This is a genomic window from Klebsiella sp. GG_Kp173 (assembly GCF_040062415.1).
Classification (GTDB): domain Bacteria; phylum Pseudomonadota; class Gammaproteobacteria; order Enterobacterales; family Enterobacteriaceae; genus Klebsiella; species Klebsiella quasipneumoniae.
Map to the genome: position 1 here is coordinate 290,986 of NZ_JBEAFZ010000002.1, position 16,943 is coordinate 307,928.

Genomic DNA, 16,943 nt, shown 5'->3' on the forward strand with positions numbered 1-16,943 from the left:
CCGCCGGGAGAATACATTTATAACCCCTGGCAGAGATACTTCATCTCCAGGTAATCTTCGATTCCGTGTTCCGAGCCTTCGCGGCCAAGACCCGACTGTTTCACCCCGCCAAATGGCGCGACTTCGTTGGAAATCAGTCCGGTATTGATGCCGACCATGCCGTATTCCAGCTGCTCGGAGACGCGCCAGATACGGGCGGCATCGTTGCTGTAAAAATAGGAGGCGAGACCGTAGATGGTGTTATTCGCCTGCTCGATGACCTGCTGCTCATCGTCAAATTTCACCAGCGCCGCCACCGGGCCGAAAATCTCTTCCTGCAGCAGCAGTGACCCCGGTTGTACGTCGCCGATCACCGTAGGGGTGAAAAAATTACCGCCCAGTGGGTGCGCTTTACCGCCGGTTAACAGCGTGGCGCCGCGGCTCAGGGCGTCGTCGAGCAGGGACTGGACTTTGCGCCCGGCGTCGGCGTTGATCAGCGGGCCAATCTGGACATCGGACTCGCTGCCATCGCCCACTTTCAGGGCGGCGACGCGGGCGACGAATTTATCGCAGAATTGGTCGTAGACGGCGCGATGAATATAGAAGCGATTGACGCAGACGCAGGTTTGCCCGGCGTTGCGGAACTTGGCGATCAGCGCTCCCTCGACCGCTTTATCGATATCGGCGTCATCAAAGACGATAAACGGCGCGTTACCCCCGAGCTCTAAAGAGAGCTTTTTGATGGATTCCGCGCACTGGCGCATCAGCACGCGGCCAACTTCGGTCGAGCCGGTAAAGGAGAGCTTACGCACCCGTTCATCGCCGGTGAACACCGCGCCAATCTCACGCGACTGTCCGGTGACAACGTTAATAACGCCCTGCGGGATCCCGGCCTGATTCGCCAGTTCCGCCATCGCCAGCGCGGTAAAAGGCGTTTCGTTGGCGGGCTTTATCACCATCGTACAACCCGCGGCCAGCGCCGGGCCGGCCTTACGGGTGATCATCGCCGCCGGGAAGTTCCACGGGGTGATCGCCGCGCAGACCCCCACTCCCTGGCGGATCACCATCAGGCGTTTATCGGCGCTAGGGGAGGGGATTATCTCGCCGTTGGCACGTTTCCCTTGTTCGGCAAACCACTCGATAAATGAGGCGGCATAGGCGATTTCGCCTTCCGCTTCCGCCAGCGGCTTGCCCTGCTCGGCGGTCATTATCTGCGCCAGCGCGGTCTTGTTTTCGAGGATCAGGCGGTGCCAGTTCTTCAATAACGCGGCGCGCTGGGCGGCGGTAAGCGCGCGCCATGCCGGCAGCGCGGCAGCGGCGGCATCCACCGCCTGCTGCGCTTCCGCCCGACCCATATTGGGGATCTGGCCGAGCGTCGCGCCGGTGGAAGGGTTGCTGACGGCAAGCGTCGTGCCGTCGGCGGCGTCGCGCCAGCTTCCGGCAATCAGCGCCTGCTGGCGAAACAGATCTGAGTGAAACACGGACATAGCCAACTCCTTCAACGATTACGGCTGGAACACCTGGGCCACCAGATTGTGGAAATGCGCGATACCGTGCTCGGAGATACCGCTGCCGCTGTTATCCGCCATAATGCGCCCCTGGCCGCGATAGCCGCGGGACTTCAGCCCCTTCTGCACGCTTTCCACCAGGCGTAAATCTTCCGGGCGGAACACGTCGCGATACCACTCAATCAGCGCTTTCTGATCGTCAGTCAGCTCTTCGTTGGTGAAATAGATGTCGTAATTCTGCAGAGTGGTCTCTTCATCCACCGGGAATTCATAGATCACGGTCATCATGCCCTTGATCGGCGTCACGTTGAACATGGTGCACGGCCACAGCCAGAAACCGTGGAACGCGGCGTCGGTACCTTCTTCGAATTTAAACGACTGCTCGGACGGCTTGGCGAAGCCATACTGCAGCGTCCATTTGCCGTGCATGGTGTGCCAGTAACGGTCAACCTGTACGGAATCCGAGAAGCCCGGGTGCGCCGGGCCGCAGTGGTAACATTCCAGATAGTTATCGACGATATTTTTCCAGTTCGCCGGGGTGAGAGTGGTAAAGCGCGCCGCCAGTTTCAGATCATGCACGTCCGGGCAGGCTTCCAACACTTTGTCCTGCAGGCCCGGCAGCTGCGTTTCCACGCTCTCTGCTTGCGGGTTCATATTGATAAACACAAAGCCGGCATACTCTTCCAGGCGAACCGGCACCAGCTGCGCCTTTTCGCTATCGAAATTCGCCACGTTTTCGCAGTTGCGGGCGTGGGCGAGATTGCCGTCAAGCTTGAAGGCCCAGGCGTGATAGGGGCAGGTAATCACGTTTTTGGCTTTACCTTCACCGCTCAGCAGCTGGTGGCCGCGGTGCGGGCAGACGTTATAGAAAGCGCGCAGAATGTTGTCGCGGCCGCGGACGATAACGATATTTTCGCCAATGATCTCCCGGGTGATGTAGTCGTTCGGCCGGGCGACCTCGCTGCCGTGGGCGACGCAAATCCAGCTATTGGCGAAGATGCGCTCTTTCTCGTGTTCAAACGCCTGGCTGTCGGTATAAAAACGGGCCGGAATGGTCCAGGCATCCTGCGGATTGGCGCAAAAGTTAATCGGCAGAGTAAAGTCAGGGCTCAAATTGCTCATGTAAGGTCACCTTGTGATTATTGTCAGTAAGAGGTTTTACAGCGACTGGCCGTCGCCTTTGAGTACCGTGCCAACCGGTAGCGTCTCGGCTTTAATCATTGGCTCGGGCGTATGGGTTTCTATCTGATTGACCGGCACGTGGGCGTAGTCCTGTTTTAGCCAGCGCACGAAGCCGCCGGTTTTAATCAGTAAAATGGCCAGGAATGGTAGGGCGGTCAGCACCACGGTGGTTTTCATGGTCTCAAGCGAAGCGCCGGTAAACAGAATCGATAGCGGGATGAGGGTGATTACCACGCACCAGAACAGGCGCATGCCGCGATCCGGATCGTCGCCTTCGCGCAGGTTGCGGGTGCTGGTCGCCGCCATGGTGTAGGCCACCGCATCCATGTGCGAGGCGAGGAAAACAATCATCACGAACAGATAGGCGGCGAGGAACAGCTTACCTGCCGGCAGCGACATCAGGACCTGCTGGACGGCGGTTTCGCCGCCAAGAGTCTGCATCACCTGCGGTACGTTAATCACGCCGTTAACGAACTGGTGCATGGCGTAGCTTTCCATCACCCCAAAGAAGAACCAGCAGCCGGCGGTGCTACCAAGGAGCAGTCCCCATATCACCTCTTTGATTTTGCGCCCGCGGGAGACGCGGGTGACGAACATCGCCACGCCCGGGGTATAGGAGATCCACCACAGCCAGTAGAAGACGGTCCAGTTGCGGGTAAAGGCGCCGTCGCCGAGGGGATCGGTAAACAGGCTCATCTGCAGGAAGTTCTGAGTCGTCAGGCCGACGGCGTTAATGATGTTATTGGTGATGAATTCGGTCGGGCCAACCAGTAATACCACCAACGGCAGCAGAAATGCCCCCCAGCCGACCATTTTGCTCAGGCGCTGCAGGCCGTTGTTGATGCCAATCCACGAACTCATGCAGAAAATACCGCCGGAGAGCAGGATCACAAACGCCTGCACGGTGAAGTTATCCGGCAGCCCGGTCAGCGCTGACAGGCCGCGGGTGAAGGTGGCGGCAGTGACCACCAGCGAAATGGTTAACGCGCCGACGGTAGCGATCAGGAACATCAGATCGACCAGACGGCCCCAGAAGCCCTGCGGACTCACTCCGGTGATCGCTGAAATGATCCCGGAGAGGCTGAGGCCTTTATTTTTCCGCACGTGGAAGTGATAGGCCATGATCAGCGAGGCGAGAGTGTAGGTCGCCCAGGCGCTAACCCCCCAGTGGAAGAAAGAATAAGGGATGCTGTATTCCAGCGCTTTCGGCGATTGCGGGGCAATGTTCAGGCCCGGGGTCTGGTAGTAATAAGCCCATTCGGCAACGCCCCAGTACAGCGTGGAGGAGCCGAGCCCAGCGCAGATAAACATAAACAGCCATGAGAGGGTACTGTATTCGACTTTACCTTCGCCGAGACGGATATTGCCGTATTTGCTGGTCGCCAGATAGAGCACCAGTCCCAGCGCCAGCAGCACCAGTACCTGTACCGTGGAACCCAGCAGGCGGGTCACGCCGTTAAAAATCGAATCAGCCGCCTGCGCGGTTTGCTGCGGGAAGAGACTTAATGTAGCGGCGATGAAAACAATGGCCGCCAGGCTGATGGCAATCAGCGGCACATCTTTTTTCTTTACGTTGCTCAACATGGGTGATCTCCTGGGCATGATTGCCCGTCGGTGGCTTTAGCCTGTCGTTGTTATCACGCTGTAGGGTCAAGGTTCGTAGCAAAAGCTATTAACAATCGGATTATTTCTTCGTTACATGAATTAAACAATTGGCCGTTTCGTGAAGCAATAAAACACGGAACGGAAATAATAAAAGGTGAATTGGCGCAGGTTCTGTCTTTTCAGGAATTAATAAAGTTTGCCGCTGTGATGCGGTCCACTTGTCAATCGTGGGGGATTCTGCATAGCGAAAAGAGAGGGAAGTTGGCGCAGGTCTTCCCGGGTAGCGGCTGCGCCTTACCCGGGCTACGGTCCTTGCGGCCTGCCTTTAATTTATTCACCATTGTTGCTGAAACTGCCGGTGTTGGCGGCCTCAACATCGCTGAGACGTTCCCGGCAGGTCGGGGCAGCCCGCAGGGATGCGGGCTGAGGGCCGTGTTTTTACATTATCGTGCCTTTTGTAGCCCCGGTAAGCGCCGCGCGACCGGGGAGCGGCTTGGGTAATTACGCCAAAATGGCTTTGCAGAGAGCGTCGCTGACCTGTTGCGTTGACGCGCTGCCTTTCATATCCGGGGTTTTCGGCCCGCTGGCAATCACCTGCTCAATCGCCGCCAGAATGCCGTTGTGCGCGTCGTGATAGCGCTCATCGCCGTTGCCGAGGAAATCGAGCATCATCGCCCCGGCCCATATGGTGGCGATCGGGTTGGCGATATTTTTACCATAGATATCCGGCGCCGACCCGTGAACCGGTTCGAACAGCGACGGGAAGGTGCGCTCCGGGTTGAGATTCGCCGACGGCGCAATACCGATGGTGCCGGTACAGGCCGGGCCGAGATCGGAGAGAATATCACCGAACAGATTGGAGCCGACGACCACGTCAAACCGCTCCGGCTGTAGCACGAAGCGGGCGCACAGGATATCGATATGCTGCTTGTCCCAGCGAATATCCGGATAGTTTTTGGCCATCTCTTCCACCCGCTCATCCCAGTAGGGCATGCTGATCGCCAGACCGTTGGATTTGGTTGCGGAGGTCAGCGTTTTGCGTGGGCGGCTTTGCGCCAGTTCGAAGGCGTAGCGCAGGATCCGGTCCACGCCGCGGCGGGTAAAGACCGACTCCTGAATCACCACTTCATGCTCGGTGCCTTCATTGGCGCGCCCGCCGAGGGCGGAATATTCGCCTTCGGTATTTTCGCGCACCACGTAAAAATCGATATCGCCGGCCTTTTTACCCGCCAGCGGGCAGGGGACGCCGGGGAACAGACGCACCGGACGCAGGTTGACGTATTGGTCAAACTCACGGCGGAACTTCAGCAGCGACCCCCACAGCGAAATGTGGTCGGGAACGGTATCCGGCCAGCCGACGGCGCCGAAGTAGATGGCATCGAAGCCCTGCAGCTGCTCGCGCCAGTCGTCCGGCATCATCTTGCCGTGATGGGCATAATATTCGCAGCTTGCCCACTCCATCTGCTCGAAGCTCAATGACAGATCCCACCGCTGTGCGGCGGCTTGCAGCACGCGAATCCCTTCAGGCAGAACTTCTTTGCCAATTCCGTCACCCGGGATGGCGGCAATACGATAGTTTTTTTTCATTCCGGTTCTCACTTTTTAGCGATGATGTTTGACCACCTGCCTATCCTATAATTGACTGGTTCATAATTAATCACGCTAACTGGTGAAACATAAAACACAGATCATGAATAATCTGCCGCTGCTAAATGATTTACGCGTCTTTATGCTGGTCGCTCGCCGGGCCGGGTTCGCCGCCGCCGCCGAAGAGCTTGGCGTATCACCGGCGTTCGTCAGCAAGCGGGTTTCGCTGCTGGAGCAAACCCTGAATGTGGTGTTGTTGCACCGGACCACCCGCCGGGTCACCATTACCGAGGAGGGGGAGCGGATCTACGAATGGGCGCAGCGCATTTTGCAGGATGTCGATGAGATGATGGACGAGCTTTCCGACGTGCGCCAGGTGCCGCAGGGAACGCTGCGTATTATCAGTAGCTTCGGCTTTGGTCGCCGGGTGGTGGCCCCGGCGCTGTCGGCGCTGGCCCTTCAGTACCCGCAGCTGGAACTGCGTTTCGATGTCCAGGACCGGCTGGTGGATTTAGTCAATGAAGGGGTGGATCTCGATATTCGCGTGGGCGATGATATCGCGCCGAATCTGATTGCCCGCCAGCTGGCGGCCAACCACCGCGTGCTCTGCGCCTCGCCGCAATTCCTTGCCCGCCATCCACCGCCGAAACAGCTGAGCGATCTGGCCGCCTTACCCTGCCTGGTGATTAAAGAACGCGATCATCCGTTTGGCATCTGGCAGTTGCACAGCAAAGAGGGGCAGCATGCCATCAAAGTGACCGGGCCGCTGTCGTCCAACCATGGTGAAATTGTGCATCAGTGGTGTCTGGACGGGCAGGGGATTGCGTTACGTTCATGGTGGGACGTCCGGGAGAATATCGCCAGCGGGCATCTGGTGCATGTGCTGCCGGAATTCTTTCAGCCTGCCAACGTCTGGGCAGTCTATGTCTCCCGGCTGGCGACGTCGGCTAAAATTCGCACCACTGTGGAGTTTCTGCGCCACTACTTTCAGCAGCACTATCCGCAGCATGAGCCGACGGCCAGCGCCGTCGGCAGAGGCGATTAAACCCCCAGGCGGTCGCGCAGACTGTAGTAGGCGGCGCCCATGGCGGTGAAGGGAATGCGCAGGCTGCGGCCGCCCGGGAACGGGTAGTGCGGCAGTTTGGCAAAGGCGTCGAAACGCTCAGCGTCACCGCGCAGCAGTTCCGAAATCAACCGTCCGGCGAGGTGGGTACAGGTGACCCCATGCCCGCTGTAGCCCTGCATGTAGTAGATGTTGGTATCGAGGCGACCAAACTGCGGCATCCTTGAGAGGGTCAACAGGAAGTTGCCGGTCCAGCGGTAGTCGATTTTCACCCCTTTCAGCTGCGGGAAGGTTTTCAGCAGCTTCGGCATAATCAGCCGTTCCACATCGTCCGGGTCGCGGGCGCCGTAGACCACGCCGCCGCCATACAGCAGGCGGTTGTCGCCGGTGAGGCGGTAGTAATCCAACAGATAGTTACAGTCTTCCACACAGTAGTTTTTCGGGATCAGCGAGCGAGCGACCTCCTCCGACAGCGGAGCGGTGGTGACCACCTGGGTGCCGCAAGGCATGCTGCGCTTCGCCAGCTCCGGCTCCAGTTTGTCGCCGAGATAGGCGTTGCCGGCGACGATCACATAGCGGGCAGTGACCTGGCCGCGGGCGGTGCTGACCACTGCCGGAGTGGAGTGCTGAATGCGGGTGACCGGCGACTGCTCATAGACCCGGCCGCCGTTCAGGCGAATGGCGTCCGCTTCGCCGATGGCGAGGTTGAGCGGATGAATATGGCCGCCGCTGTGGTCGAGCAGGGCGCCGACGTAGCGGTCGCTGTCCACTTCGCGACGAATCGCCTCTCTGTCCAGCAGCTCCAGCTGCGTGTTGCCGTAGCGCTCCCAGTTGGCTTTCTGTTCTTCCAGCGTCTCCAGCTGTTTGTGATTCATCGCCACGAACAGGCCGCCCGGGCGATAATCGCACTGGATCTGGTAGCGCTGGATACGTTCGCGAATAATATCACCGCCTTCGAACATCATGCTGCCGAGCATTTTAGCGGTATCCGGGCCGTAGTTTTTTTCAATCACGTCGATATCGCGGCTGTAGGAGTTAACCAGCTGACCGCCATTGCGGCCGCTGGCGCCGAAGCCGATGCGCGCCCCTTCCAGCACCACCACGTCGTAGCCCATTTCGGCCAGATGCAGGGCAGACGAGAGTCCGGTGTAGCCGCCGCCGACGACGCAGACGTCGCAGCTTATCGATTCGTCCAGCGTCGGAAAGGGTTCATATTTGTTGGCGCTGGCGGCGTAATAGCTGGTGGTATGTTCGGTCATGATTAAGACTCCAGGGCAATCCAGATGGTTTTCAGTTCGGTGAATTTTTCCAGCGCGTGCAGCGACTTATCGCGTCCGTTGCCGCTCTGTTTGTAACCGCCGAAGGGGACGGTCATATCACCATCGTTATAGTTGTTGACGAAGACCGAACCGGCCTTCAGGCGGCGGCTCATGCGGTGGGCGCGTGAGAGATCGCGGGTCCATACCGCCGCGCCGAGGCCGTAGTCGCTGTCGTTGGCAAGCCGCAGCGCCTCGTCTTCGCTTTTGAAGCGAGTCACCACCAGCACCGGGCCGAAGATCTCTTCCCGGCTGAGGGGGGAGGCCGGGTCGACGTCAACAAAAATGGTCGGGCCGACGGCGGCAGGCCACGGATTTTTCCGCCCGTCGAGGAACAGCGTGCTTTTGCTTTCGCCGCCGCGAATAAAACTGTGCACGCTGTCGGCATGGGTGTTGTCAATCAGCATGCCCATGGTGGTGTTTGGGTCGAGCGGGTTGCCCGGCTGCCAGCGTTGCGCTTCGGTTTTCAGTCGTGCCAGGAACTCGTCGGCGATGCTCTCCTCCAGCAGCAGGCGGGTGCCGGCGATGCACACCTGCCCCTGGTTGTAGAAGATGCCGCCGGCGGTGGCGCTGACCGCTTTTTGCAGATCCGGGCAGTCGGCGAAGACGATGTTGGCGCTCTTGCCGCCCGCTTCCAGCCACACGCGCTTCATATTGCTGTCGCCGGCGTCTTTCAGCAGCTGTTTGCCGGTGCGGGTGGAGCCGGTAAAGGTAAGGACCTCCACGTCAGGATGCAGGGCCAGCGCCTGTCCGGCTTCGTGACCAAAGCCGCTGACCACGTTCAGCACGCCGTCCGGCAGGCCCGCCTCTTTCGCCAGCCCGGCGAGGCGCAAAGCGGTCAGCGGCGATTTTTCCGAGGGCTTAAGGATCACGCTGTTGCCCGCCGCCAGCGCCGGGCCGAGCTTCCAGCAGGCCAGCAGCAGCGGGAAGTTCCACGGCACCACCGCGGCGATGACGCCAATCGGTTCGCGGACGATCATCGCCAGCTCGTTGCTGCCGGTAGGAGCCACTTCGCCATAGACTTTATCCAGCGCTTCGGCATACCAGCGGATGGCGCGGGCGGCGCCGGGAATATCGTCGCGCAGGCTGTGGCGAATCGGCTTGCCGGTATCCAGCGTTTCCAGCAGCGCCAGCTCTTCGCAGTGGGCCTCCATCAGGTCGGCAAAGCGTGTGAGAACCGCTTTACGCTGTGTGGGGGTGGCCTGTGACCAGTCGCCGTTATCAAAGACCCGACGCGCGGCCTTCACCGCCAGCTCAACGTCGGCTTTTTTGCCGCGAGCGACATGGGCTAACGTGTGCTGCGCGGCAGGGTCAATGGTTTCAAAGGTGGTATTATCGACCGCGGCGCAATATTCGCCGTTAATAAATAATCGTGTTTCAATGGCCAGGCTTTTCGCTTTTTCCTGCCAGTAAGCCAGGTGCTGAAAATTCATCATGACTCCTTAAAAAACATTATCGGCAAATTAATCACATCGGCGTTTTCAGGCTGCACGGGGGCGCTGCGCCAGGCGCAGGGCATAGTGTATCCCCGGAGTTGAATACCGTTTTATCACCCTAAATTTCGACAGGTTGTCTGCATGCCGAATAATTCAGGGGTGAGTCGCCATTCACGGCGTTAATTATTTCAGGTCCAGCAGAAAATAAGATTCCCTTCCGGCACCAACGTTATGACTGCGAGTTTTTCGCGGCGACGAAAATAAAATTTCCGCCGCCGCAGGTCTGAAGAAAGCCTGAAGCTCGTTCAGGCTAAATATTCAGAATGTGGTGGGGGTGTGGGCACTGATGATGCGGCAGATGCCTGCCGAGGTGTTGCTGAAGCTGTGCGGGATGCCGGTATTAATGGCATAGCTCTGTCCAGCCACCAGGTGGTACGACTGACCGTTAATCGTCAGCACAATCTCACCCTCCAGTATGGTGCCTATCTCCTCACCCTGATGCTTAATCCTCTCCCCGGTCGTGGTTCCAGGCTGGTAAGTTTCAAAAATCATCGCCAGCGTACGGTTCGGATTTCCGTTATGAACCAGCTTCATGGAAACGCCCTGACTGCCCATTTCGATAAGGTCATCCTGATTAATGACCACCTGGGGCTCGTCCGGCTTTTCGGGTTCAGAAAAGAATTCCGAGAGCGACAGCCCATAGACTTTCAGCAGCTTTTGCAGCGTACTGATGGCAGGACTGACTTTGTCCTGCTCTATGGTGCTGATGGCACTATGTGTTAACCCAGACAGTTCGGCGGCACGACGCTGCGAAAGACCCAGCTGTTGGCGGATCTCTGACAGACGTTTCCCTGGCGCCAGTCCGTCATCGCTCATATTTGCATTTCCTTAACGGTAGTGGTCAGCGCCGCCGCTTTTCAGCATGATGGCCCTGACAGGCGGTGATAAAACCATCAAACAACATACGCGACAGGGCGTATTCGCTACTGTTCCATTCAGGATGCCACTGTACGCCCAGCGCGAAGGGGTGATCGTTCACGCTGACCGCTTCCACCAGTCCATCCGGCGCTCGCGCCTCCACGCGCAGCTGCGGACTGAGGGTTTTTGCCCCTTGCCCATGTAGCGAGTTTACCCAAAACGTGTTGCAGCCCGGTATCAATTGCGACAGCAATCCTCCTTCCTGAACCTCAACCTGATGGGACGGCGCATACTGCTGCTCGACGGGCAGTTCAGGATCTTCGCGATGCTCCAGCAGCTCAGGCTGCTCGAACAGACGACGATACAGAGTCCCACCGGTGGCGACAACCAGTTCCTGCAGTCCACGACAGATGGCGAAAATGGGGATGCGCCTTTCGAGTGCGGCGTTAATCAGCGCCATGCTCAGAAGATCACGCCCGGGGTCGGCGTCAGGCTCATCGCCGTTTTCACCATAAAGGTGCGGCTGCACGTTACTGGGGCTGCCTGGCAGGTATATCCCATCCAGTTTATCGACTAACGCGTTCAGCAGATCCGGCTCTGCCAGCGCATGTGGCAGGGCGATCGGCAGTCCGCCGGCGTTAACAATTGCATTCAGGTACTTTTCTTGCAAGGTCTGGGTCTGGTGACCCTTAAGCCTGTTTCTACACATCACGACGCCAATAACTGGCTTGTACATTATATTTTCCATGATCGCCCTCACAAAGTGGACTAAATTATGACCGCTATAGCGGGTTTAACGGCCATATCGTTCAATATTTTCTCAATCTAGCAGTGGAAATAGCCCTTTGCAAACTTAATTTAACATTTGACAAACAATTTATTTGCATACACAGTCGATGGGGTGGACATTATATTTAACGGCCTGAGTGCAGGACCGAAACCAAACCAACGGCGGTGAATCATGGAAACCAATATCGTAGAAGTTGAGAATTTTGTTCAGCAAACGGAAGAGAGACGGGTCAGCGCGTTCGCGAAAGAAGTGAAGCGCTACCTCGAAACCTACCCTGATACCCAATATGTCGATGTCCTCCTCACTGACCTGAACGGCTGCTTCCGCGGCAAGCGCATCCCGGTTGCCGGCCTGAGCAAGCTGGAGAAAGGCTGTTATTTCCCGGCCTCGGTGTTTGCGATGGATATTCTCGGCAACGTCGTGGAAGAGGCCGGTCTGGGCCAGGAGATGGGCGAGCCGGATCGCAGCTGCATTCCGGTGCCCGGCACCTTAACGCCTTCAGCGGCCGATCCGCAGTCGATAGCCCAGGTACAGTTGACCATGGTTGATGAAGATGGCGCTCCCTTTGACGTTGAGCCGCGGAACGTACTCAACCGCCTCTGGCAGCAGTTGCGCCAGCGCGGGCTGTTCCCCGTGGTAGCGGTAGAGCTGGAGTTCTATTTACTGGACCGCAAACGCGATGCCGAAGGCTACCTGCAGCCGCCGTGCGCGCCGGGCACCGACGATCGCAACACCCAAAGCCAGGTCTACTCGGTCGATAACCTGAACCACTTTGCCGACGTGCTCAACGACATCGACGAGCTGGCGAAACTGCAGCTGATCCCCGCCGACGGCGCGGTGGCCGAAGCCTCACCGGGCCAGTTTGAAATCAACCTCCACCATACCGATAACGTGCTGGACGCCTGCGATGATGCGCTGGCGTTAAAACGTCTCGTGCGTTTAATGGCGGAGAAGCATAAGATGCACGCCACTTTTATGGCTAAGCCTTATGAAGAGCATGCGGGCAGCGGAATGCATATCCACATCAGCATGCTGAACAATAAAGGGGAAAACGTGCTGGTGGACGGCGACGGGGAAGACTCCGCGCTGCTTAAACGCGCGCTGGCCGGGATGATCGATCTGATGCCGGCCTCGATGGCGCTGCTGGCGCCGAACGTGAACTCGTATCGCCGCTTCCAGCCAGGGATGTATGTCCCGACGCAGGCTTCCTGGGGGCATAACAACCGTACCGTGGCGCTGCGGATCCCGTGCGGCGAGCGGCAGAACCACCGCGTGGAGTATCGCGTGGCGGGGGCGGACGCCAACCCGTATCTGGTAATGGCGGCGATTTTCGCCGGTATTCTGCACGGGCTGGATAACCCTCAGCTGCCTTTGCAGGAAGAGGTGGAAGGTAACGGCCTCGAACAAGAAGGTCTGCCGTTCCCGATCCGCCAGAGCGACGCGCTGTGGGAGTTTATGCAGAACGATCACCTGCGTGAGCGCCTCGGCGAGCGTTTCTGCCACGTTTTCCATGCCTGCAAGCATGATGAATTACTGCAGTTTGAGCGTCTTATCACAGAAACTGAAATTGAGTGGATGTTGAAAAACGCCTGATGGTCGCCCCGCAAGGGGCGCATGAGTTGAGTCATGAGTAGCATCATACGGCCTGAGCGGAGCCTGGTCGTCCTTTTTGCTGGGAGCCCAGCCATTTCCCGGATGTCGCGTTAAGGAGCGCAGGCGGCAACGGGGCTTCAGTTAACGACACAGTGTGTGACGAGGAAATGAGATGATGCAGATGTTCAAATATCCGCAGGGAGAGGGAGGCCGCTCAGGCCGCATTGGATGCCAGCCAGCAACCGCTCACCGGTCCGTCTTACCCTTTTATTTATGCCTTATCCCCTTGCTAAGCAGGTTTGTCACGCGAACGTTGTGTCCGCAAACTGTTATCCGCAAGGGGGGAATGGGCGATGGCTATTAATCTTCCTGCGCATAACGCCGCTCAGGCGGGCAGACCGCGTCTGCGTAAATCCCTCAAACTCTGGCAAGTGGTGATGATGGGGCTGGCCTATCTGACGCCGATGACGGTGTTTGATACCTTCGGCATCGTCTCCGGTATCAGCAACGGCCACGTCCCGGCGTCGTATTTGCTGGCGCTGGCTGGCGTGCTGTTCACCGCTATCAGCTACGGTAAACTGGTGCGCCAGTTCCCGGAAGCCGGCTCCGCCTACACCTACGCGCAAAAATCCATCAGTCCGCACGTCGGCTTTATGGTCGGCTGGTCCTCGCTGCTGGATTATCTGTTCCTGCCGATGATCAACGTCCTGTTGGCGAAGATCTATCTCTCGGCGCTGTTCCCGGAGGTGCCGCCATGGGTGTGGGTGGTGACCTTTGTCGCCATTCTGACCGCCGCAAACCTGAAAAGCGTTAATCTGGTGGCGAACTTCAACACCCTGTTCGTGCTGGTGCAGATCTCGATTATGGTGGTATTCGTCATTCTGGTGGTTCAGGGACTGCACAAAGGCGAGGGGGTAGGGACCGTCTGGTCGCTGCAGCCGTTTATCAGTCAGAATGCGCATCTGATCCCGATTATTACCGGGGCGACCATCGTCTGCTTCTCGTTTCTCGGCTTCGACGCCGTGACCACGCTGTCGGAAGAGACGCCTGACGCCGCGCGGGTGATCCCGAAGGCGATTTTTCTCACCGCGATGTACGGCGGCATTATTTTCATCGTCGCGTCGTTCTTTATGCAGCTCTTTTTCCCGGATATTCATCGCTTTAAAGACCCGGACGCCGCGCTGCCGGAGATTGCGCTGTACGTGGGCGGCAAGCTGTTCCAGTCAATTTTCCTCTGCACCACCTTTGTTAACACCCTGGCGTCCGGCCTGGCGTCCCATGCCAGCGTCTCCCGTCTGCTGTACGTGATGGGCCGCGATAACGTCTTCCCGGAGCGCATTTTCGGCTATGTGCATCCGAAATGGCGCACCCCGGCGTTGAACGTGATTATGGTGGGTATTGTCGCGCTGTCGGCGCTGTTCTTCGACCTGGTGACTGCCACCGCGTTAATTAACTTCGGCGCGCTGGTGGCCTTCACCTTCGTTAACCTGTCGGTGTTCAACCACTTCTGGCGTCGCAAGGGGTACAACAAAACCTGGAAGGATCGACTGCACTATCTGCTGCTGCCGATGGTCGGGGCGTTGACGGTAGGGGTGCTGTGGATCAACCTCGAGGCCACTTCCCTGACGCTCGGCCTGGTGTGGGCGGCGCTTGGTCTGCTGTATCTGGCTTATCTGACCCAACGTTTCCGTAAACCGCCGCCGCAGTTCGATGCCGCCAAGGCGGAGCAGGCCTGGGAGTCCTAGAACCTGACGCTGAAACCGAACGAAGGCAGGCCCGCAGGCCTGCCTTCGTTTTTGGTTCGGTAAGGGACAGTACAGGATGGTAAAGAAATCAGCAGAAAACGGCGGAGAACGGAAGGTATTATTTCTTCTTTTTATGGACAGGTAACTGACTGGCGCGCCGCTCTTTGAGGTACGACACCAGGCTGTAGATGGCGACGCCCAGCAGCGCCACCGCGACGATAAAGAGAATAAGACCCGACATAGACCAACCTAATATTCTGTTTAGAAAGGGAAAAAGATACAGGGCTCTGTGTGAAGATAACATCGGGATATGTCTGAAAGATGACGCCTCATCGCGAGAATATCTGCTGTCGGGGTTGTGATAAAATATTTCCCGCAGGAATGTGACAGCCTGGCTTTCAGCTGAAATGGCGTAACACTCCGTTAAGTGATTTTACAGAAGTGCGGCCAGCAACGGGTTACGCTGACCGCGAATAAGAATGATCTGAGAGTAAGACATGTATAAGACAACCCTCAGCCTGCTGGGCGTGGCGCTGGCGCTGACGGCCTTCGCCAGTCAGGCTGAAAATGAACGTCAGGCGAGCCGCGAGCGGATCGTGGAGCAGGTCCTGAAACCCTGTGAAGGCAAAAAAGCGGGCGATAAGGTAGTGATCACCGATCGCCGCGGCGGGGAGCACGAGGCGATCTGTACCCTGGCGGCGGTTCCGCTGCCGGAATAATGCCCGCCGCCGGGGCGAGTTAGCGATACCGCGGCGCCGGTTGCCCGGTTCGCGCGCTGGTAAACAGCGCCAGTCGCGTCTGCTCGAAAGCCTCCCACAGTCCCAGATCATGCACTGGCGGTAAGGTGACCTTTTCCCCCATCTCGAGTCCCCTGAGAGCGGCGTCAACCAGATCCTCGGTGGTCATTACCGTACCGCTGGGCAGGGCGTCGAGCGCCACGCCGGAGGTCGTCCACAGATCGGTGGCAGTCGCCGCCGGCAATACCGCCTGAATACGCACGCCGCTGTCGGCGAACTCATCCTGCAGGCCACGGGTAAAGCTCAACACCCAGGCTTTGCTGGCGCTGTAGACCGCGCTGCCCGGCAGCGTATGCAGCGCAAGAATAGAGGCAATATTGATCAGCGTTCCGCGGCCCCGGGGAGCGAAAGCGGCCAGCGCGGCATAGCTCAGGCGCAGAAGCGCGGTGGTGTTGAGCGTATGAATCGCCTGGTGCTCGCGCGACGTGCTGGCGAGAAAGCCCGCCATTTTTGCCGTCCCGGCGTTGTTGATGAACAGGTCAACGGCGGGATCCTGCTGCAGACGCTGCTCCACGGCTTCAATGCCTTGCTCCTCGCTCAGGTCGGCCTTGAGGATGCTGGCCCGGATGGCGTAGCGCGCCTGCAGTTGCCCGGCGAGCGCCTGCAGCCGATCTTCACGACGGGCGGCGAGGATCAGATCGTAGCCGCGGGCGGCAAGTCGTTCGGCATAGATCGCGCCGATACCTGAGGAAGCGCCGGTGATAAAAGCAGTGTGCGATGACTGGGACATGAGTATTGCCTCTTAAAAGGTTGCATTATTAAACCAAATTCAGCATGAGATACTTGGTTTAATAATGCAACCATTTTGCCGGGCTTTTTTTATTTCTGCCTGCCGCAGGGAGCGATTAGTCGTTCAGCGGGAGGGCGATGGTGATATCCGCTGGGGACAGCTCACGGCCATCGGCCGCCTGCAGCACCAGTTTACGCAGGGGCTGACGCTGCTGGCGGTCAATGAGCCGGGTCGCCGGTTCGTTCGGGTCAAAAAGATAATCGTCTGCCCACTGGGAGAGGGCGACCAGCACCGTTTGCAGGGCACGGCCCTTATCCGTCAGGACATACTCCTGCCAGGCGCTGCCGTCGGAGGCCGGCTGCAAATGCAGGATGCCTTCATCCACCAGCATTTTCAGCCGCCCGGCGAGCATATTTTTGGCAATGCCGAGGTTTTTCTGGAATTCGCTAAACCGGCGTACCCCGCGCAGGGCATCACGGACGATAAGCAGCGACCACCAGTCGCCGATAACGTCGAGGGAGCGGGCGACAGGACAGCAGCTGTTTTCCAGACGGGTACGTTTCACGAAGGCCTCCAGGTTAGTTGTTTCATTATAAAACTATTTGGCCGGTAGAGGAAATTTTCGGCTCCGGTCTAAGTTTGCGAGCGAATGCCAGGAAAAATGGCCTAAATCCGTCACAATTAACCCGATGAT

The 16,943-nt window shown here is 58.2% G+C and carries 15 protein-coding genes; 4 read left to right on the forward strand and 11 right to left on the reverse strand.

Annotation, left to right across the window (positions count from 1 at the left end; translation table 11 throughout):
* Nucleotides 1-17 precede the first annotated feature (17 nt).
* The 4 genes from ABLU50_RS03215 to ABLU50_RS03230 all read right to left on the reverse strand — a co-directional run bounded on the left by ABLU50_RS03215 (nt 18) and on the right by ABLU50_RS03230 (nt 5,861).
* A complete protein-coding gene (locus tag ABLU50_RS03215) occupies nt 18-1,466 on the reverse strand; it encodes an NAD-dependent succinate-semialdehyde dehydrogenase (RefSeq protein WP_048323629.1) in 1,449 nt (482 codons plus the stop codon).
* A gap of 18 nt (nt 1,467-1,484) precedes the next feature.
* Nucleotides 1,485-2,609: a carnitine monooxygenase, oxygenase subunit YeaW gene (gene yeaW / locus ABLU50_RS03220; protein ID WP_004201468.1), complete on the reverse strand. Its 1,125-nt coding sequence runs from the start codon at nt 2,607-2,609 to the stop codon at nt 1,485-1,487.
* Nucleotides 2,610-2,645: 36 nt separating this feature from the next.
* Nucleotides 2,646-4,253: a BCCT family transporter gene (locus ABLU50_RS03225; RefSeq protein WP_004201469.1), complete on the reverse strand. Its 1,608-nt coding sequence runs from the start codon at nt 4,251-4,253 to the stop codon at nt 2,646-2,648.
* A 522-nt stretch (nt 4,254-4,775) separates the two neighbouring features.
* The gene (locus tag ABLU50_RS03230; protein ID WP_087832945.1) at nt 4,776-5,861 is read right to left on the reverse strand and encodes a tartrate dehydrogenase; all 1,086 of its coding nucleotides are present in this window, start codon (nt 5,859-5,861) and stop codon (nt 4,776-4,778) included.
* An 82-nt stretch (nt 5,862-5,943) separates the two neighbouring features.
* Here ABLU50_RS03230 and ABLU50_RS03235 point away from each other — a divergent pair, with 82 nt between their 5' ends.
* Nucleotides 5,944-6,906: a LysR substrate-binding domain-containing protein gene (locus ABLU50_RS03235; RefSeq protein ID WP_008805923.1), complete on the forward strand. Its 963-nt coding sequence runs from the start codon at nt 5,944-5,946 to the stop codon at nt 6,904-6,906.
* On the opposite strand, the gene ABLU50_RS03240 is transcribed toward ABLU50_RS03235, so the two are convergent.
* The 4 genes from ABLU50_RS03240 to puuD all read right to left on the reverse strand — a co-directional run bounded on the left by ABLU50_RS03240 (nt 6,903) and on the right by puuD (nt 11,330).
* Nucleotides 6,903-8,183, reverse strand: a complete 1,281-nt coding sequence (locus tag ABLU50_RS03240; RefSeq protein WP_087832946.1) for an FAD-binding oxidoreductase — start codon at nt 8,181-8,183, stop codon at nt 6,903-6,905. The two genes, ABLU50_RS03235 and ABLU50_RS03240, sit on opposite strands and share 4 nt — an antisense overlap.
* A 2-nt stretch (nt 8,184-8,185) precedes the next feature.
* Nucleotides 8,186-9,673, reverse strand: coding sequence for an aldehyde dehydrogenase PuuC (puuC, locus tag ABLU50_RS03245; protein WP_023317883.1), 1,488 nt, complete (start codon nt 9,671-9,673; stop codon nt 8,186-8,188).
* Nucleotides 9,674-9,994: 321 nt separating this feature from the next.
* Nucleotides 9,995-10,552, reverse strand: a complete 558-nt coding sequence (puuR, locus tag ABLU50_RS03250; protein WP_002898590.1) for an HTH-type transcriptional regulator PuuR — start codon at nt 10,550-10,552, stop codon at nt 9,995-9,997.
* Nucleotides 10,553-10,577: 25 nt separating this feature from the next.
* The gene (gene puuD / locus ABLU50_RS03255; RefSeq protein ID WP_025999163.1) at nt 10,578-11,330 is read right to left on the reverse strand and encodes a gamma-glutamyl-gamma-aminobutyrate hydrolase; all 753 of its coding nucleotides are present in this window, start codon (nt 11,328-11,330) and stop codon (nt 10,578-10,580) included.
* Between the two features lie 225 nt (nt 11,331-11,555).
* On the opposite strand from puuD, the gene ABLU50_RS03260 reads away from it, so the two are divergent.
* Together ABLU50_RS03260 and ABLU50_RS03265 are read left to right on the forward strand one after the other, a co-directional pair.
* Complete coding sequence (locus ABLU50_RS03260; protein ID WP_002898595.1) at nt 11,556-12,977, forward strand: glutamine synthetase family protein; 1,422 nt, start codon at nt 11,556-11,558, stop codon at nt 12,975-12,977.
* A 353-nt stretch (nt 12,978-13,330) separates the two neighbouring features.
* A complete protein-coding gene (locus ABLU50_RS03265) occupies nt 13,331-14,722 on the forward strand; it encodes an APC family permease (protein WP_004201476.1) in 1,392 nt (463 codons plus the stop codon).
* 118 nt (nt 14,723-14,840) lie between these two features.
* Here the strand turns inward: ABLU50_RS03265 and ABLU50_RS03270 are convergent, their stop codons facing one another.
* Nucleotides 14,841-14,963 (reverse strand): small membrane protein, encoded by a 123-nt coding sequence (locus ABLU50_RS03270; RefSeq protein ID WP_002898600.1) that lies wholly within the window; start codon nt 14,961-14,963, stop codon nt 14,841-14,843.
* 256 nt (nt 14,964-15,219) lie between these two features.
* Between ABLU50_RS03270 and ABLU50_RS03275 the strand changes: the two genes are divergently transcribed.
* Nucleotides 15,220-15,441: a hypothetical protein gene (locus ABLU50_RS03275; protein ID WP_004201478.1), complete on the forward strand. Its 222-nt coding sequence runs from the start codon at nt 15,220-15,222 to the stop codon at nt 15,439-15,441.
* Nucleotides 15,442-15,460: 19 nt separating this feature from the next.
* Here the strand turns inward: ABLU50_RS03275 and ABLU50_RS03280 are convergent, their stop codons facing one another.
* Both ABLU50_RS03280 and ABLU50_RS03285 read right to left on the reverse strand, forming a co-directional pair.
* Entirely contained in the window at nt 15,461-16,249 is a 789-nt protein-coding gene (locus ABLU50_RS03280; protein ID WP_348864547.1) for an SDR family oxidoreductase, read from the reverse strand.
* A 115-nt stretch (nt 16,250-16,364) separates the two neighbouring features.
* Entirely contained in the window at nt 16,365-16,814 is a 450-nt protein-coding gene (locus ABLU50_RS03285) for a helix-turn-helix domain-containing protein (protein ID WP_087832947.1), read from the reverse strand.
* Between the last annotated feature and the right edge of the window lie 129 nt (nt 16,815-16,943).